The sequence below is a fragment of the Acinetobacter sp. LoGeW2-3 genome, assembly GCF_002688565.1.
GTDB lineage: Bacteria > Pseudomonadota > Gammaproteobacteria > Pseudomonadales > Moraxellaceae > Acinetobacter.
Map to the genome: position 1 here is coordinate 2,518,452 of NZ_CP024011.1, position 15,355 is coordinate 2,533,806.

At 41.9% G+C, this 15,355-nt stretch carries 12 protein-coding genes, 2 tRNA genes and 2 rRNA genes; 6 read left to right on the plus strand and 10 right to left on the minus strand.

The window, feature by feature from the left end; genetic code table 11:
• Positions 1–4 precede the first annotated feature (4 nt).
• From BS636_RS12235 to istB, 6 genes are all read left to right on the plus strand, one after another.
• Positions 5–81 (plus strand) — tRNA-Ile (locus BS636_RS12235).
• Between the two features lie 65 nt (positions 82–146).
• Positions 147–222 (plus strand) — tRNA-Ala (locus BS636_RS12240).
• Between the two features lie 459 nt (positions 223–681).
• Positions 682–3,575: ribosomal RNA gene (locus BS636_RS12245) — 23S ribosomal RNA — on the plus strand.
• A gap of 215 nt (positions 3,576–3,790) precedes the next feature.
• A 5S ribosomal RNA gene (gene rrf, locus BS636_RS12250) occupies positions 3,791–3,905 on the plus strand.
• A 441-nt stretch (positions 3,906–4,346) separates the two neighbouring features.
• Entirely contained in the window at positions 4,347–5,366 is a 1,020-nt protein-coding gene (gene istA, locus BS636_RS12255; protein ID WP_099338251.1) for an IS21 family transposase, read from the plus strand.
• Complete coding sequence (istB, locus tag BS636_RS12260) at positions 5,366–6,139, plus strand: IS21-like element ISAba8 family helper ATPase IstB (protein ID WP_099339628.1); 774 nt, start codon at positions 5,366–5,368, stop codon at positions 6,137–6,139. The genes istA and istB overlap by 1 nt, the downstream gene beginning before the upstream one ends.
• A 272-nt stretch (positions 6,140–6,411) precedes the next feature.
• Here the strand turns inward: istB and BS636_RS12265 are convergent, their stop codons facing one another.
• The 10 genes from BS636_RS12265 to BS636_RS12310 form a co-directional block, all read right to left on the minus strand.
• A complete protein-coding gene (locus BS636_RS12265) occupies positions 6,412–6,828 on the minus strand; it encodes a roadblock/LC7 domain-containing protein (RefSeq protein WP_099339020.1) in 417 nt (138 codons plus the stop codon).
• A 10-nt stretch (positions 6,829–6,838) separates the two neighbouring features.
• The gene (locus tag BS636_RS12270) at positions 6,839–7,375 is read right to left on the minus strand and encodes a GTP-binding protein (protein WP_099339021.1); all 537 of its coding nucleotides are present in this window, start codon (positions 7,373–7,375) and stop codon (positions 6,839–6,841) included.
• Between the two features lie 12 nt (positions 7,376–7,387).
• On the minus strand, positions 7,388–8,359 hold the full coding sequence (locus BS636_RS12275; RefSeq protein ID WP_099339022.1) for a hypothetical protein: 972 nt from the start codon (positions 8,357–8,359) through the stop codon (positions 7,388–7,390).
• A gap of 53 nt (positions 8,360–8,412) precedes the next feature.
• Complete coding sequence (locus tag BS636_RS12280; RefSeq protein WP_099339023.1) at positions 8,413–8,772, minus strand: hypothetical protein; 360 nt, start codon at positions 8,770–8,772, stop codon at positions 8,413–8,415.
• A 487-nt stretch (positions 8,773–9,259) separates the two neighbouring features.
• Complete coding sequence (locus BS636_RS12285; protein ID WP_099339665.1) at positions 9,260–9,784, minus strand: lytic transglycosylase domain-containing protein; 525 nt, start codon at positions 9,782–9,784, stop codon at positions 9,260–9,262.
• A 273-nt stretch (positions 9,785–10,057) separates the two neighbouring features.
• A complete protein-coding gene (locus tag BS636_RS12290; protein WP_099339024.1) occupies positions 10,058–10,546 on the minus strand; it encodes a GNAT family N-acetyltransferase in 489 nt (162 codons plus the stop codon).
• Positions 10,547–10,656: 110 nt separating this feature from the next.
• On the minus strand, positions 10,657–11,856 hold the full coding sequence (locus BS636_RS12295) for an acyl-CoA dehydrogenase family protein (protein ID WP_099339025.1): 1,200 nt from the start codon (positions 11,854–11,856) through the stop codon (positions 10,657–10,659).
• A gap of 28 nt (positions 11,857–11,884) precedes the next feature.
• Entirely contained in the window at positions 11,885–13,171 is a 1,287-nt protein-coding gene (locus tag BS636_RS12300) for an acyl-CoA dehydrogenase family protein (RefSeq protein ID WP_171266090.1), read from the minus strand.
• Positions 13,172–13,426: 255 nt separating this feature from the next.
• A complete protein-coding gene (locus BS636_RS12305) occupies positions 13,427–14,800 on the minus strand; it encodes an ABC1 kinase family protein (protein ID WP_099339027.1) in 1,374 nt (457 codons plus the stop codon).
• A gap of 149 nt (positions 14,801–14,949) precedes the next feature.
• On the minus strand, positions 14,950–15,258 hold the full coding sequence (locus BS636_RS12310) for a hypothetical protein (RefSeq protein ID WP_099339028.1): 309 nt from the start codon (positions 15,256–15,258) through the stop codon (positions 14,950–14,952).
• Positions 15,259–15,355: the final 97 nt, after the last annotated feature.

The following is a 15,355-nucleotide window of genomic DNA, read 5'->3' on the forward strand; positions in this document are numbered from 1 at the left end:
CTGAGGGTCTGTAGCTCAGTTGGTTAGAGCACACGCTTGATAAGCGTGGGGTCACAAGTTCAAGTCTTGTCAGACCCACCACTACTGACGAAGCAAGCAATTGCAGAGCGAATAGAAAATCAGAACATTGACTTAATTGATAAGCTGGGGACTTAGCTTAGTTGGTAGAGCGCCTGCTTTGCACGCAGGAGGTCAGGAGTTCGACTCTCCTAGTCTCCACCAAATTTCAAGATCATAAAAGCACTGCTTTTACTTGAAATTTAAGCAAGAAGCTACGCTTCGCGCAGTATGTGAACATACGGCAGCGATGTTGTTTAGTTCCTAAGCGATCAAGTGCGTAGATCCTAGAGATTAACAAGTAGAAGCGTTAAGATACGCACCACTTGATAATCTCTGTGATTTATCACAGTAATGTACTCCGACGAGGATGCATTAAATCATTAACAGAATATATTTGAGTTGAAATAATTTGTTCAAACTCGTTGAAAGCAACACAGGCAACTGTGAAGCGATTAAATGAGTTCTAGCGATTAAACTGAATCAAGCGTTTTGGTATATGAATCTAATTGAAGCTGTACAGTGATTAAGTTCACGAAACTCTAACTGTGTAATTAACTGAGTGATCGGTTGATTATGTTGTTTATCCTACTTGTAGGGATGAACGACTGTTTGGGGTTGTATAGTCAAGTAATTAAGTGCATGTGGTGGATGCCTTGGCAGTCAGAGGCGATGAAAGACGTGATAGCCTGCGAAAAGCTCCGGGGAGGCGGCAAATATCCTGTGATCCGGAGATGTCTGAATGGGGAAACCCACCGGCTATAAGGTCGGTATCGCAACATGAATACATAGTGTTGCGAGGCGAACGGAGGGAAGTGAAACATCTCAGTACCTCTAGGAAAAGAAATCAATTGAGATTCCCTCAGTAGCGGCGAGCGAACGGGGAACAGCCCATTAAGTCATATCAGTTTTAGTGGAATGCTCTGGGAAGTGCAACCATAGTGGGTGATAGTCCTGTACACGAAAGGGCTGATATGATGATGTCGAGTAGGGCGAGGCACGTGAAACCTTGTCTGAATATGGGGGGACCATCCTCCAAGGCTAAATACTCCTGACTGACCGATAGTGAACCAGTACCGTGAGGGAAAGGCGAAAAGAACCCCTGTGAGGGGAGTGAAATAGATCCTGAAACCGCATGCATACAAGCAGTGGGAGCCACGTCAAGTGGTGACTGCGTACCTTTTGTATAATGGGTCAGCGACTTATATTCAGTAGCGAGGTTAACCGTATAGGGGAGCCGTAGGGAAACCGAGTCTTAATAGGGCGTTTAGTTGCTGGGTATAGACCCGAAACCGGGTGATCTATCCATGAGCAGGTTGAAGGTTAGGTAACACTGACTGGAGGACCGAACCCACTGTCGTTGAAAAGCCAGGGGATGACTTGTGGATAGGGGTGAAAGGCTAATCAAACTCGGTGATAGCTGGTTCTCCCCGAAAGCTATTTAGGTAGCGCCTCGGACGAATACCATTGGGGGTAGAGCACTGTTTCGGCTAGGGGGTCATCCCGACTTACCAAACCGATGCAAACTCCGAATACCAATGAGTACTATCCGGGAGACAGACTGCGGGTGCTAACGTCCGTAGTCAAGAGGAAAACAATCCAGACCGCCAGCTAAGGCCCCTAAATTATAGTTAAGTGGGAAACGATGTGGGAAGGCATAGACAGCTAGGAGGTTGGCTTAGAAGCAGCCACCCTTTAAAGAAAGCGTAATAGCTCACTAGTCGAGTCGGCCTGCGCGGAAGATGTAACGGGGCTAAAACTATATGCCGAAGCTGCGGATTTGCAATTTATTGCAAGTGGTAGGGGAGCGTTCTGTAAGCCGATGAAGGTGGATTGAGAAGTCTGCTGGAGGTATCAGAAGTGCGAATGCTGACGTGAGTAACGACAAAACGGGTGAAAAACCCGTTCGCTGAAAGACCAAGGGTTCCAGTCCAACGTTAATCGGGGCTGGGTGAGTCGACCCCTAAGGCGAGGCCGAGAGGCGTAGTCGATGGGAAATTGGTTAATATTCCAATACTTCTGTTTAATGCGATGAGAGGACGGAGAAGGTTAAGTCAGCCTGGCGTTGGTTGTCCAGGTGGAAGACTGTAGGCATGCATCTTAGGCAAATCCGGGGTGCTCTATGCTGAGAGTTGATAGCAAGCTGTACTTGTACAGTGAAGTGGCTGATACCATACTTCCAGGAAAAGTCTCTAAGCTTCAGTTAAACAGGAATCGTACCCGAAACCGACACAGGTGGTCAGGTCGAGTAGACCAAAGCGCTTGAGAGAACTCTGCTGAAGGAACTAGGCAAAATGGTACCGTAACTTCGGGAGAAGGTACGCTGCCGGCGGTGATAGGACTTGCTCCTTGAGCTGTTGGCAGCCTCAGAAACCAGGCCCCTGCAACTGTTTATTAAAAACATAGCACTCTGCAAACACGAAAGTGGACGTATAGGGTGTGATGCCTGCCCGGTGCTGGAAGGTTAATTGATGTGGTTAGCGCAAGCGAAGCTATTGATCGAAGCCCCAGTAAACGGCGGCCGTAACTATAACGGTCCTAAGGTAGCGAAATTCCTTGTCGGGTAAGTTCCGACCTGCACGAATGGCATAATGATGGGGGCGCTGTCTCCAGCAGAGGCTCAGTGAAATCGAATTCGCCGTGAAGATGCGGTGTACCCGCGGCTAGACGGAAAGACCCCGTGAACCTTTACTGCAGCTTGACATTGAACTTTGATCTTACTTGTGTAGGATAGGTGGGAGGCTTTGAAGTGGCGACGCTAGTTGCCATGGAGCCGTCCTTGAAATACCACCCTGGTAATATTGAGGTTCTAACTCTGTCCCGTTATCCGGGACGAGGACCATGTCTGGTGGGTAGTTTGACTGGGGCGGTCTCCTCCTAAAGAGTAACGGAGGAGTACGAAGGTGCGCTCAGCGTGGTCGGAAATCACGCGTAGAGTATAAAGGCAAAAGCGCGCTTAACTGCGAGACCCACAAGTCGAGCAGGTACGAAAGTAGGTCTTAGTGATCCGGTGGTTCTGTATGGAAGGGCCATCGCTCAACGGATAAAAGGTACTCTGGGGATAACAGGCTGATACCGCCCAAGAGTTCATATCGACGGCGGTGTTTGGCACCTCGATGTCGGCTCATCTCATCCTGGGGCTGAAGCAGGTCCCAAGGGTATGGCTGTTCGCCATTTAAAGAGGTACGCGAGCTGGGTTTAGAACGTCGTGAGACAGTTCGGTCCCTATCTACCGTGGGCGCTGGAAATTTGAGAGGATCTGCTCCTAGTACGAGAGGACCAGAGTGGACGAACCTCTGGTGTACCGGTTGTGACGCCAGTCGCATCGCCGGGTAGCTATGTTCGGAAGGGATAACCGCTGAAAGCATCTAAGCGGGAAGCCTACCTCAAGATAAGATTTCCCCGAGACTTTATGTCCACTAAAGAGCCGTTGAAGACTACGACGTTGATAGGTTGGATGTGGAAGTGCAGTGATGCATGAAGCTGACCAATACTAATTGCTCGTGAGGCTTGACTATACAACACCCAAGCAGTTGTATACGAACTTCGAAAGAAGTGAGCATCAATTGATTTCATATTGATCTAACGATCAGACAAAAACTTGATTTAGTGAACGCTAAAGCGCAAACTACGACAACTCAGATACATCTGTTAATGAATTCTATTTGAAGAAAGCTAGGCACGAAGAGCACTGCTCTGAGAGAAGACCATAGCGAGTAAGCATACCAGTTGTGCTGGCGACCATAGCAAGAGTGAACCACCTGATCCCTTCCCGAACTCAGAAGTGAAACCTCTTAGCGCTGATGGTAGTGTGGGGTTTCCCATGTGAGAGTAAGTCATCGCCAGCTCATTATTCCAAAAGCCCCCTGCTAGCCAGGGGGCTTTTTTTATGGGTGATAAAATTAGTTAAACTCACATAATGATTAAAACAGAATATTCATATGTATCCAAAATATTATCTTAATTATTTCTTAGCCAATATTGTGGGATGTAATTTTTATATTACTTGTATAAGCCTTATTAAAAATATTACTTATCATAAGGGGATATTGATGGCTGCATGAGTCTTTGGTGTAGTCATAATGCATATAATAATTATCCGTTTACCTTTTTTTAATAAATATTATTTGAATCGAAAAAATAAAAAATACTGTGGTTCCAGATCGTGCTGGAAATCTCGCAGAAGCTAAAGCTGCCTTTGTGTTATCGGCAGTGTAAAAATGACCCCCTAACGGCATTTAAAAACTGACCCCCTTGGTTAATATAGCGGTCATTTTGGACTGCTCAACATGTTAACTTTGGAGCAAGCAGTGACAATCCAAATTCTTCATCAACAAGGTCTATCCATTAAAGGGATCAGTCGTGAACTTGGGGTGTCCCGAAATACTGTGCGTAAATATTTACGGCACAAGGAAACACCTCAGTATCGGCGTACACAACCTAGAACTAGTATTCTTGATCCATATAAACCCTATTTACTCCAACGTGTAAATGCAGCACATCCTGAATGGATTCCTGCCGTTGTGCTCTACCAGGAAATTTTAAGGTTTGGATATCCAGGAAAGATCAGGATATTGAGGCAATATCTTGCAACATTAAAACCAGTCGCCAAACCGGAACCCGTTATTCGTTTTGAAACTCAACCTGGCCAACAAATGCAGGTTGACTTCACCACGATTCGACGCAACAACACGACTTTAAAAGCATTTGTAGCCACATTGGGTTACTCCAGAGCAACCTTTGTCAAATTTTATGATCACGAACGCACTGAAGCATGGATTGATGGATTGGAAAATGCATTCCAATTCTTTGGCGGAGTGCCTCAGGAAATCCTGTTTGATAATGCCAAAACTATTATGATTGAGCGGGATGCTTATCAAGAGGGGCAGCATAAATGGAACCCCAAACTGCTCGACTGTGCCAAGAATTATGGCTTTCGCCCCCGCGTATGTAAGCCCTACCGTGCACAAACCAAAGGTAAAGTTGAACGTTTTAACAGCTATCTAAAATCCAGTTTTATTGTGCCATTGAAGGCAACTTTAAAGACTGCAGGATTGACTTTAGATGTGGTGACCGCCAACGCACATATTGGTCGATGGCTACATGAAACAGCCAATCAGCGAATCCATGCCACCACACAAGCAAAACCGGTTATTCGTCTGCAGCAGGAGCAGGAAAGATTTGCGCCATTACCGCAATCAAATACGGTTTCCGGCACTGTGCCTATTGCAGCGGCACAGCATGTAATGCCCTACGAAAGTCTGCAGCATCCATTATCAGTCTATGACCAATTGCTGGGAGCTTCATGATGAATCTGCAATACGAACGTATAGAGCAGCTTTGCCAAAAGCTCAATCTACCCGCCATCGCATCACAATGGTCACATCATGCACAACAAACATTAGGTCAGGATGGAAGTTATGCTGACTTTGTTGAAGCCATGCTGATGCATGAATATGCTGCTAGGCAACAGCGTAGTCAGCAGGTATTAATGAAACTTTCAGGGCTGCCTCAAGTGAAAACGCTGGAAGGCTACGATTTTAATTATGCACTGGGTGCTCCCAAATCACAGGTGGTTGAGTTGTTCAACCTGAGCTTTATCCCGAGAGCAGAAAATGTGGTGTTTCTTGGTGCTAGTGGTGTTGGAAAAACGCATTTATCCATGGCATTGGGCTATAAGGCCATCATGAACAATATCAAAACCAAGTTTATTACCGCTGCTGATCTCATGCTGCAACTTAGTACAGCCTATCAGCAAGGTAAATTGAAAAGCTATATGCAGCGCGTGATACTCGCCCCGAAATTACTGATTATCGATGAAATTGGTTATTTGCCCTTTGGGCGTGAAGAAGCGAATCTGTTCTTTAACGTGATTGCCAAGCGTTATGAAAAAGGCAGTACGATATTGACGAGTAACTTACCATTTAGCCAGTGGGCAAAATCCTTTGCAGATGATGTGACATTGACTGCTGCAATGTTAGATCGGTTACTGCATCATTGTAATGTCGTACAAATATCAGGTGAGAGTTATCGTTTGAAGGATAAAAAAAGAATTGGGATTCAGCCTCAGGTTGAAACTTAATAGGAAATCAAAGGGGTCAATTTTACTTTGCCATTCGTAAGGTAAAAGGGGTCAGTTTTTAAATGCCGTTGACATTTGCAATAAGTGGTTTATTTTCAGCGAGTGTATTCTGTTTGATTTTAATTAGTATTGGAGTTCCTGATCATATATTTGAATATGCTTTTCTTGCAGGAATTTCAACAGCCATCATTAGTGGTTATTATGAACCTTAAGCTCAAGTTAGAATAATATTTAAAGCCTGAGTTTTCAGGCTTTAAATATTTAAAAAGATATTAAATCTGAAAGCCAGAAATATCTTGAGCGATTTTTTTAGTACAGTATAGTAGCTGTCCTAAAAGTACGTCACTGGATGTCATTATTAATATTAGCATAGGGTATTTTTGATGAGGAATAGCAGTTAAGATTGCTTTACCATTATTAGCATCTAGTGTAATGCTTTGGCAGCCTTCAAGTTGTAATTCCTGCATAAATGCTTGAACCATAGCCACAATGGAACTACTTACTGCAGCAAGTTTTCCTTTACCATTGGTTTTGATTTTCTCAAATGAAGCCAATTCAAATCCATCTGAAGAGCAGAGCATAGTGAGTTCTACGCCTTGCACATTCAGTAAGAGTTCTTGAATCTGCTTGGCTGCAAATTCTGTTAATTCCTGTGGAGCAGTGCGTTTTGCGAGATCATTTAAGGACATGGACTTTTCTTTAGGCAGTGAGTTGGACTTCAGCTTTTGCGATTAGAGCATCAACTAGCATTAACACATCATTTTTTTCACGGGCATCAATAAAGAACATTGGATGAATGCAGTCCTGATTTTCAGCCCAGTCATGATAGAGCGCAGCATTATTTTTAGCTTTTTTATCAATATGGGTAATGCCAATGACAACGTTTTTAACTTTATCCTTAAAATAATCTAGGTAAAATTCTAACTCTTGTAATGGCTCATCAATACTGTCATCAATGAGGAGGATTACTCCAATTGCTCCTTGTGTGATCACGTTCCAGATAAAGTCAAAGCGTTGTTGGCCTGGCGTGCCGTATAAGCCCACTTTGATGCCATCCTCTAGCACGAGTTCACCGTAATCGATTCCCACTGTAGTTAGTGACTTTTGGTGGGCCTCAAGATCGGTATTAATTGCTTCGGTACTTAATACATCAATATTAGAGATGGTACGAATAGCTGTGGTTTTGCCAGCACCCATGCTACCAGCAAATACCAATTTAAATTGGTGCAGGATCAAACTAAATTACTCCTAGATACCGAGCTTCTTGCGTAATTTGCTAAAGAAACTCATCATTTTATTACCTTGCTTTTGAATAGGATCGGTTGCATTTTTGAAGAATTTGGCTTGATCGGATGATATAGGTTCAAGCATATTGGCGAGTTGTGCAGTGCATAAGAATTGATGAATATATTTTTCACCTAATTTCAGCTGTTGTTGTGCATAAGCAACAGATGAACCTTCGCTAAAAAGCGCAGCTAATTTGAATAAGTCTTTGCGTTCTTCAAAGTTCTTGATCTGTGGCCATTTTGTTAATCTGTAATAGTCTGGATATTCAAGGTTTACAAACTGCAGGTGACACCATACAAAATTCCAGATTCCTTGATTGAGGTCTTCTGGGCGTGTTTGTGTACGGAATTGTACAATACTATTTAGATCTGCAGGTTCTATGCTTAATTCTGTATTGGAATTTGGATACCAGTCATTTGCTGGATAGAAACAATGTTGTTCTAGATCGATAAGTGCAACACGTTCATCACCATTTTTGATCATGTATTTGCTATGACCTGAGGATTGAAATAGCTCATCCAATATTGATCTAAATGACTGATACGCTATTTTTGCACTGTACGTCGAAGTTGTTGGTGTTAGTTGTGTGATTGTATGAAGTCTTTGAGCACCTGACAAAAACTCATCTTGTAGCCATTCAACTAAAGCATGGGGCTGTTCAAAAGGTAAGAACAATGTGTCCTCAATCACCTGAGATGACAGCGCAGGATTCTTTTCGACTTGAAGAATTGTAAGATTATTATCTTTAATTTTTTGAATATGGGGTAAATCAATAAAGTCCTTATTTACTAATAAAAGCTGCAATTTCTGGTCAGTAAGATTAGTCCATACCAGATTATATTTTTCACTCAAAACATTCATCATTGTACTTTTAAATACATTGATTAAAGAGAGGCTGAGTCCAAAAATGGAAATATGGAGAGTATCTTTCATAATGATGTACTCAGTTTAAGAGCTACCGGAAAAGTAGCTCTTAAATGGCTTAATTAAGCGAAATCTAAACCTTTTTCAAAGCGTTTTAATTCGTGACGCGCCATGGCAAGGTTGGCACGGCTACGGTCAAGAACTAAGTAAAGGAACAAAGTTTCGTTTGAATCAAGTGGACGTAGCAAGTGATATTGCTTGCCTAAAGTGATTAGAATGTCTTCGATTGAATCATTCAGATTCAGGCTTGCTGCTACACGACGTTTCGCACGTACAACTTCTGTGTTACCTGCAGCTGCAAGTTCAAGATCAATTGTATTGTTGCCAAGAGTTGCCAATGCAAGACCGCTGTCGCTGTCTACAAGTGCTGCTGCAACGAAACCATCAGTATCTGTAAGTGCATCTAAAGTAAGCTTAGCCATAATATCCCCGGTAAAATTTTGAATAATCAAGATAAATAAATTTATCGCAAGAATGGTTATATAAAAAAACCAACAATACAAGTTGGAATATAATCGAAAATATTTAAAAATTAGCTTATAGCAATATTATAGATTGAATTATAGCGTTATTAAAAATAATTGAAGAATGATTTAAGGTGATATGGATCTTAGTATTTTTTTAGTATTAACATCATATTATGATGTCTATGTGTAGAAATATTTAGAGGTATTTAAAGTTAATCATTTAAATTAAGACTAATATAAAAAAAATATAATTAAAGAATTTAAGTGTTGTATTACTAAACAATATAGGTTTTTGTATATTTAGAATAAAAAGTGATGGGGATATTATGTAGCTAATTAATGGTGAATTACATCAAATAATACTTTAAAAGTGTGGAATTGATATTATGATTATTAATTAAGCATAATATGGTATTATGCTTAATTATATTATTTAGAAAAATTAAAAAGAGTTTTTTAAAATATCTTTATGATTCATTACCTGTTGAGCATATTTTTTACCCTGTTTACGCATATTGCGGTTTTTCTCATAATTGGTTGGACCAACATTATAGTAACCAAGCGCTTTTTTAATATCACCAGCAGATTGATGATAGTGAGAAAGGATGTAAGCACCACATTGAATATTGGCAGCTTCATCATAAAGATTATTACCACAAGTAGATTGCCAATAACGTGGAATCACTTGCATGAGTCCAACAGCACCAGCCGGTGAAGTCACTTGGCTACGATAGGTCGACTCTTGACGGATAATCGCAGCAACAATCAGCGGATCCAGACTATTTTTTTCTGCATGCTGGATAATCAGCGGTGAAACACGATCTGCAGTAGATGCTGGAACAGCATATGCATTTTGTATACCTTGAGATAACTTTGCAGAGCGTTTTTCAAGGGAATTGCCTCCAAAAGAGGTACAGGCGCTGAGTAAAACCGTACTCAAGCCCAGTAATCCCATTTTAAAAGTCATCTTATTAAAGAAAGATAAAAAATATTTTTTGACAGAAAATGCGCCCAACAATTTTCAGTTTCCATGTGTTTTAAAATCAGTTTGATCTTAGGTAGCTGTATACAAATCGTCAAGAAATTAGATGAAATGTTTACAAAGCAAGGATAGAGGTGACTGAATCATGGAGCGTTTATGAAGGAATTGACTAAATAATATTTGATCAGGAAAGCCCTAACTGGAATCATATTTTTCTTGTTATATAGAACTTTCCTAAGCGTCATTATTTGGCTTGTTTCAAACTAAAGTTTTTAGCATCCAGATTTCACAGGCTTCACTATGACCCGTATTGCCTTCAGGATGAGCTAGATGTTCAAAGCCTAGTTTTTCATATAATTTGACCGCTTGCCAAAGTGATTTTGTCGTTTCCAAATAAATCTTATTAAAGTTCTGCTGTTGAGCGAAATTAAAAGCCAGATTTAAAATCTGTTTGGCAAAACCATGTTGACGAATTGCTGGCAGGAAATACATCTTCTGGATTTCTAGAATGCTGTCATCACCTTGTAGAAGCGCAATACCACCACCACCATAGACTTGATCTTGTTCATCAACAATCACCCAGTAAGCAGCATTTGGTTGTTGATAGACTTGATACAGGGTATCCAGAATAGAATCTCCAACTGCAAAACCAGAGTCAGCAGCGAGACCAAACTCCACAGAAACTTCACGAATAATTTTTGCAATTTGAGGATTATCTTGCGGCTGGATCAGGCGAATAGAATACATAAGTCATGACAATAAAAAAGATGGAAATTTTATAGTCCGAAAACTGTAAAAAATCCATCTTTTTAGCTTATAAATCCTTCAAGAAACTCTCAATTTTAGGATTTTGAGTTTCACTTCAGCTCACTGGATGATTTACCTAGTTCACGACGAGCAATAATCAGCTGCTGGATTTGCTGTGTACCTTCAAAAATATCCAGAATCTTAGAATCACGCGCCCATTTTTCCAGTAATTCTGTTTCGTTATAACCTACAGAGGAAGCCAGTTCGACACATTTCAGTGTAATTTCATTGGCCATACGCCCGGCTTTGGCTTTAGCAATCGAAGCTTCACGTGAGTTTGGCTTACGGTTATCTGCCATCCATGCAGCTTTTAGCATTAATAGACGTGCTGCTTCCCATTCTGCTTCCATACGATAAATTTGCGCAGCAATATTGGAAGTTTGTAGATAAGGCGTGCCGTAGTCTTGATCGAGATGATCTTTAAAGATTTCCTTGATATGTTCTAGAGATGCTTTAGAGCAACCAATCGCCATTGCCGCAACCAGTGGACGCGTATTATCAAAGGTTTCCATTACGCCAGCAAAACCTTTAGCGACATCAATCTCGGCATTACCTAATAGATTAGACGCAGGCACACGACAGTCGACAAAACTGATTGCAGCAGTATCAGAAGCTTTGATGCCAAGTTTGTGTTCCAGGCGCTCGACTTTCATGCCTGGTGTACCTTTAAATACGACAAAGGATTTAATTGCTGCACGGCCCAGACTTTTATCTAAAGTTGCCCATACCACCACAGAGTCTGCACGTTCACCTGAGGTGACAAAGATTTTTTCGCCATTCAGGATATAATCATTACCATCTTTGGTGGCAGTGGTACGGATCGCAGCGGAGTCTGAACCACAACCCGGTTCAGTAATTGCCATGGCCGCCCAAGTGCCTTCAAAACGAGTTAACTGTTCATCATTTGCCACTGCTGCAATCGCTGAGTTACCCAGACCTTGACGTGGCATGGACAGGAGCAGACCTGTATCACCATAACACATCTCGATAATACTCAGTGCAGTCGACATGTTGACGCCATTTTTATTCGAGGTATCGGTATCACCACGCTTATTTACTGCAGCACCGGCATTCATACCTTCACTACCTGCATTCATGCCATCTACGACAGAAGCCAGCATATCCAGCTCTTTCGGATAGGCATGTTCAGCCTTATCATATTTACGGGAAATAGGGCGTAGGACATTTAAAGCTACTTCATGGGCCTGATCGATCAGTAATTTAAATTTTTTTGGATTTTGCAGATTCATTATAATTATTCCATATGAACGTCAATGATCAGGCATGTAGCCCACTTTGAAGGACAGCAGTCGCACGCAGGTCGCGGTACCAGCGCTCTACCGGATGTTCACGCGTATAGCCATGTCCACCTAAGATTTGCACGCCATCTGTTCCAATCTTCATTGACTTTTCTGCACATAAAATACGGGCTAAATAAGCCTCTCGATGGAAAGGTTTGCCTGCTTCTGCAAGACTGGCTGCATTGAGTATCAGCATACGCATAGCATCTGTTTCAATCGCCATATCGGCAATCATGAAAGCCACGCCTTGACGGTGTGAAATCGGTTCACCAAAAGCGGTACGTTCATTGGCATATTGAATACAGTATTTCTTAACTGCCTCGCAGGTACCAACCGCCATGGCACACCACATCAGGTTACCCAAATCGATAAATGCGCTGTAATCAAAGTCTTCATCACCGAGGCGTTGTGCTGGCGTATTGTCGAAATGCAGTGTGGCTGTTTCATTCGCTTTAAGCCCCATCGCAGGTGACTTCTGAATGCTGATGCTTGAGTCACGTTGCACCACAAAGATATCCGGTTGACCATTGAGCATCGCACTGACCAGATAGAGATCTGCGGTCGCTGCGAGTAAAACCAATGTTTTTTCCCCTTGAATCAGATAATGGTCTGCATGCGGTGTTGCTTGGGTTTTTAAGGTGAATGGATTGAAAGCCGGTGTATTTTCCTGAGTTGCAAATGTGGCTCGAATATCAGCATCATTCGCGAAAGTTGGGAGATAATCCGATTGAACCTGTTCTGAACCCCATTGGGTCAGGGCATTAATCACACTAAATGTTGAAAGCAAGCCCGCAGTCAGGCTGAAATCACCTTTGGCCAAATGCTCTGCAATCAGTACATTGCTCACAATATTCTTTTCAGTCGCGACACCACCTAGGGATTCAGGTAAAGCATAGAAGTTAAGACCTAAATCGGTACTATGCTGCCACAGAATTTCTGGAAAGGTCTCGGTGTAATCTGCATCATGTGCAAGAGGATAAAGTACTTCAGTCGAGAACTGTTCCATCGCATCTACAGTCATCTGTTGTTCTTCGGTCAGACTGAGATCAAATAAAGATTTATTCTGGCTTGGCAAACGCTGTTTTTTGATTTTTTTTCCAGATTTCAGCAACTTTTGCGTCTGGCTCAAGGTTTTGAAACCTGCCTTTGAGCTTTGGTAGAGAGATTTTTCAACAAATTTGCGTAGCTTAAACTGATCCAGCAGCTCACTGCCTGCAATCTTAGTCAGTATGGATAAGCCAACTCCTTGGGCCTTATTCACCATATTGCTCATTATCATTATCCTGTTGTAAATGTTTTTAGGTATTTTCAGGATTATGCTGACAGGTTGTTGATTAAAAAACCATGTCAGGAATGACATGAATGGTGGATAATAATTAAGCGGATTTATTTTATTAAAATTGATATCAAGCTAATGAAATAATTCATAAAAAACTATAATTAGAAAATATTAAAGTACAAAAAGTTGACCCGAATGACAGAATCATTCGGGTCAACTTATAACATCAAGTGAAAAGATTTATAGATGTTTTTTGATCATGGCGCGGACATTGGTTTTGGCATCAATCACGGTCATAAAGGTATAGGCACCAATAAATTTACGGCTGATAAACATAAACTCTTTCGGTGGTACGCTGAAATAACGTGATGCCATCGACTTAGAGGCTTGCTGCATGACACGGCTATGCAACTGACTCTTTTTCCAGTCATAACGATCTTGTGAATCCATTACGCCAGCAGGTAAGTCTTTATTGTTCATTGGCGAGCTAAATGCTTCAGTTGCTAATAAGAAAACTTTGGCCATATCCGGTTTGATGCTTTGCGGAATTGAGTCAAAGAATTCATAGCCGGTCATCGCTTTGACCATCATGTCTGAATCATGGTGATAACCTGCTTCAATCAGATTGCGTGCCACACTGAGCAGATGCTGGTCAAACTGACGAATCGCACCGAAGTCGAGCAGGACAATTTTATCCTGTGCATCATCACCATTACCTAGACGTACCAGATAATTCCCGAAGTTAGGGTCGGTTTGCATTTCGCCCCATTCAAAAATCTCGCGTACTGCGATTTCTAAAGAAGCTTCGCCAAGTTTGTTACGACGTTCCTGCGGCAGCGATAGCATCACCGGACTATTGATGGGTACGCCATGTTCGTAAGTCATGCACAGCACGCGATCGGTCGAATAATTTTCGATAATGGTCGGTACAATATAGCGTGGATCATTCTGCAGACGTTGGCAGAAACGGCGGGTAGTAGCCGCTTCAATCTTATAATCCACTTCACGATGCATCATTTCGCGGACTTCATCAAACCACTGATCGAACTCGCGAGTTTGGGGAACCATGCGGGTCAGCTTGAGCATATTCTTAAACAGGCTCATATCCGAATCAATGGCTTCTGCCACACCTGGATACTGAATTTTCAGAACCAGTTCTAGTCCATCAGACTTGCGTTTGGCACGATGTACCTGAGCCAGTGAAGCAGTACCTAAAGGTTCATGATCAATAATCAGATCATCAAGCTTTGAACCGAGCTGAGCTTGCAGTTGAGCTTTAATTGCAGGCCAAGCAAGGGCTACAGTCTGGTTGTTTAGGGTATTGAGTGCCTGGGTAATTTCTTCAGGCAGGAAGTGTTCGCCATAGAGCGCCATCATCTGGCCAATCTTAACGATTGAACCTTTCAGCTTGCCGATTTCAGCAACCAGATAATCAGCCTGTTCTTTCATGGCTTTTTTGCGTTTTTTCTCTTTATCTTCTTCGCTTGAGAACATCGAAGTCGCATTCGATGCTGCCCAGCGGGTGCCTGCAAGTAGGGATGCCTTGGCGATCGATAAGCGTCGATCCATGGATGAAGTTTTCAGTTGTTTGAGCTTATCGTTCTGATCTGACATGTAGAATAAATCCTTTCCCAGCATATAGCAGAAGTAAATCATTGTAGCGGATATTAACCTGTCTTCACGTATTAAAAAAGTTTTAACAGATTGAATTTACGCTGAACAATGATCAGGTTGAATGACCTGTATTTATATTAGCCAAGGCATTATGGCATCTGAAATTGAATTTTTAATTCAGTTCTTTGTTGTAACTGTTGGATATTTGTTTGAATGTGCTGTTGAATCAATGTAATCACGGATTTATGTTGAAAGCCTAGGGCATAACCTTTAACGATCACGATACTTGGCAGGCTAAAAAACAGATAACGAGCATCATCCAGGGTTGCTTGTTGAAAAACACCTTGCTGAATCAGGAGGGTTTGTAAAAATGCTTTTTCTTGCTGCACGTTATGAGACTGTACATCATTCCAATAATTCTGGCGCATAGCCATCAGGTTGTTATGCTTGTAGCTCATAACATTCAACTCGTTTACTTGTTTATGTTCACTATATAATGGAGGCAATTGTAAGAGTTTCAATTGCGCATGTACGTAAAATTGGTACTTATAAAGG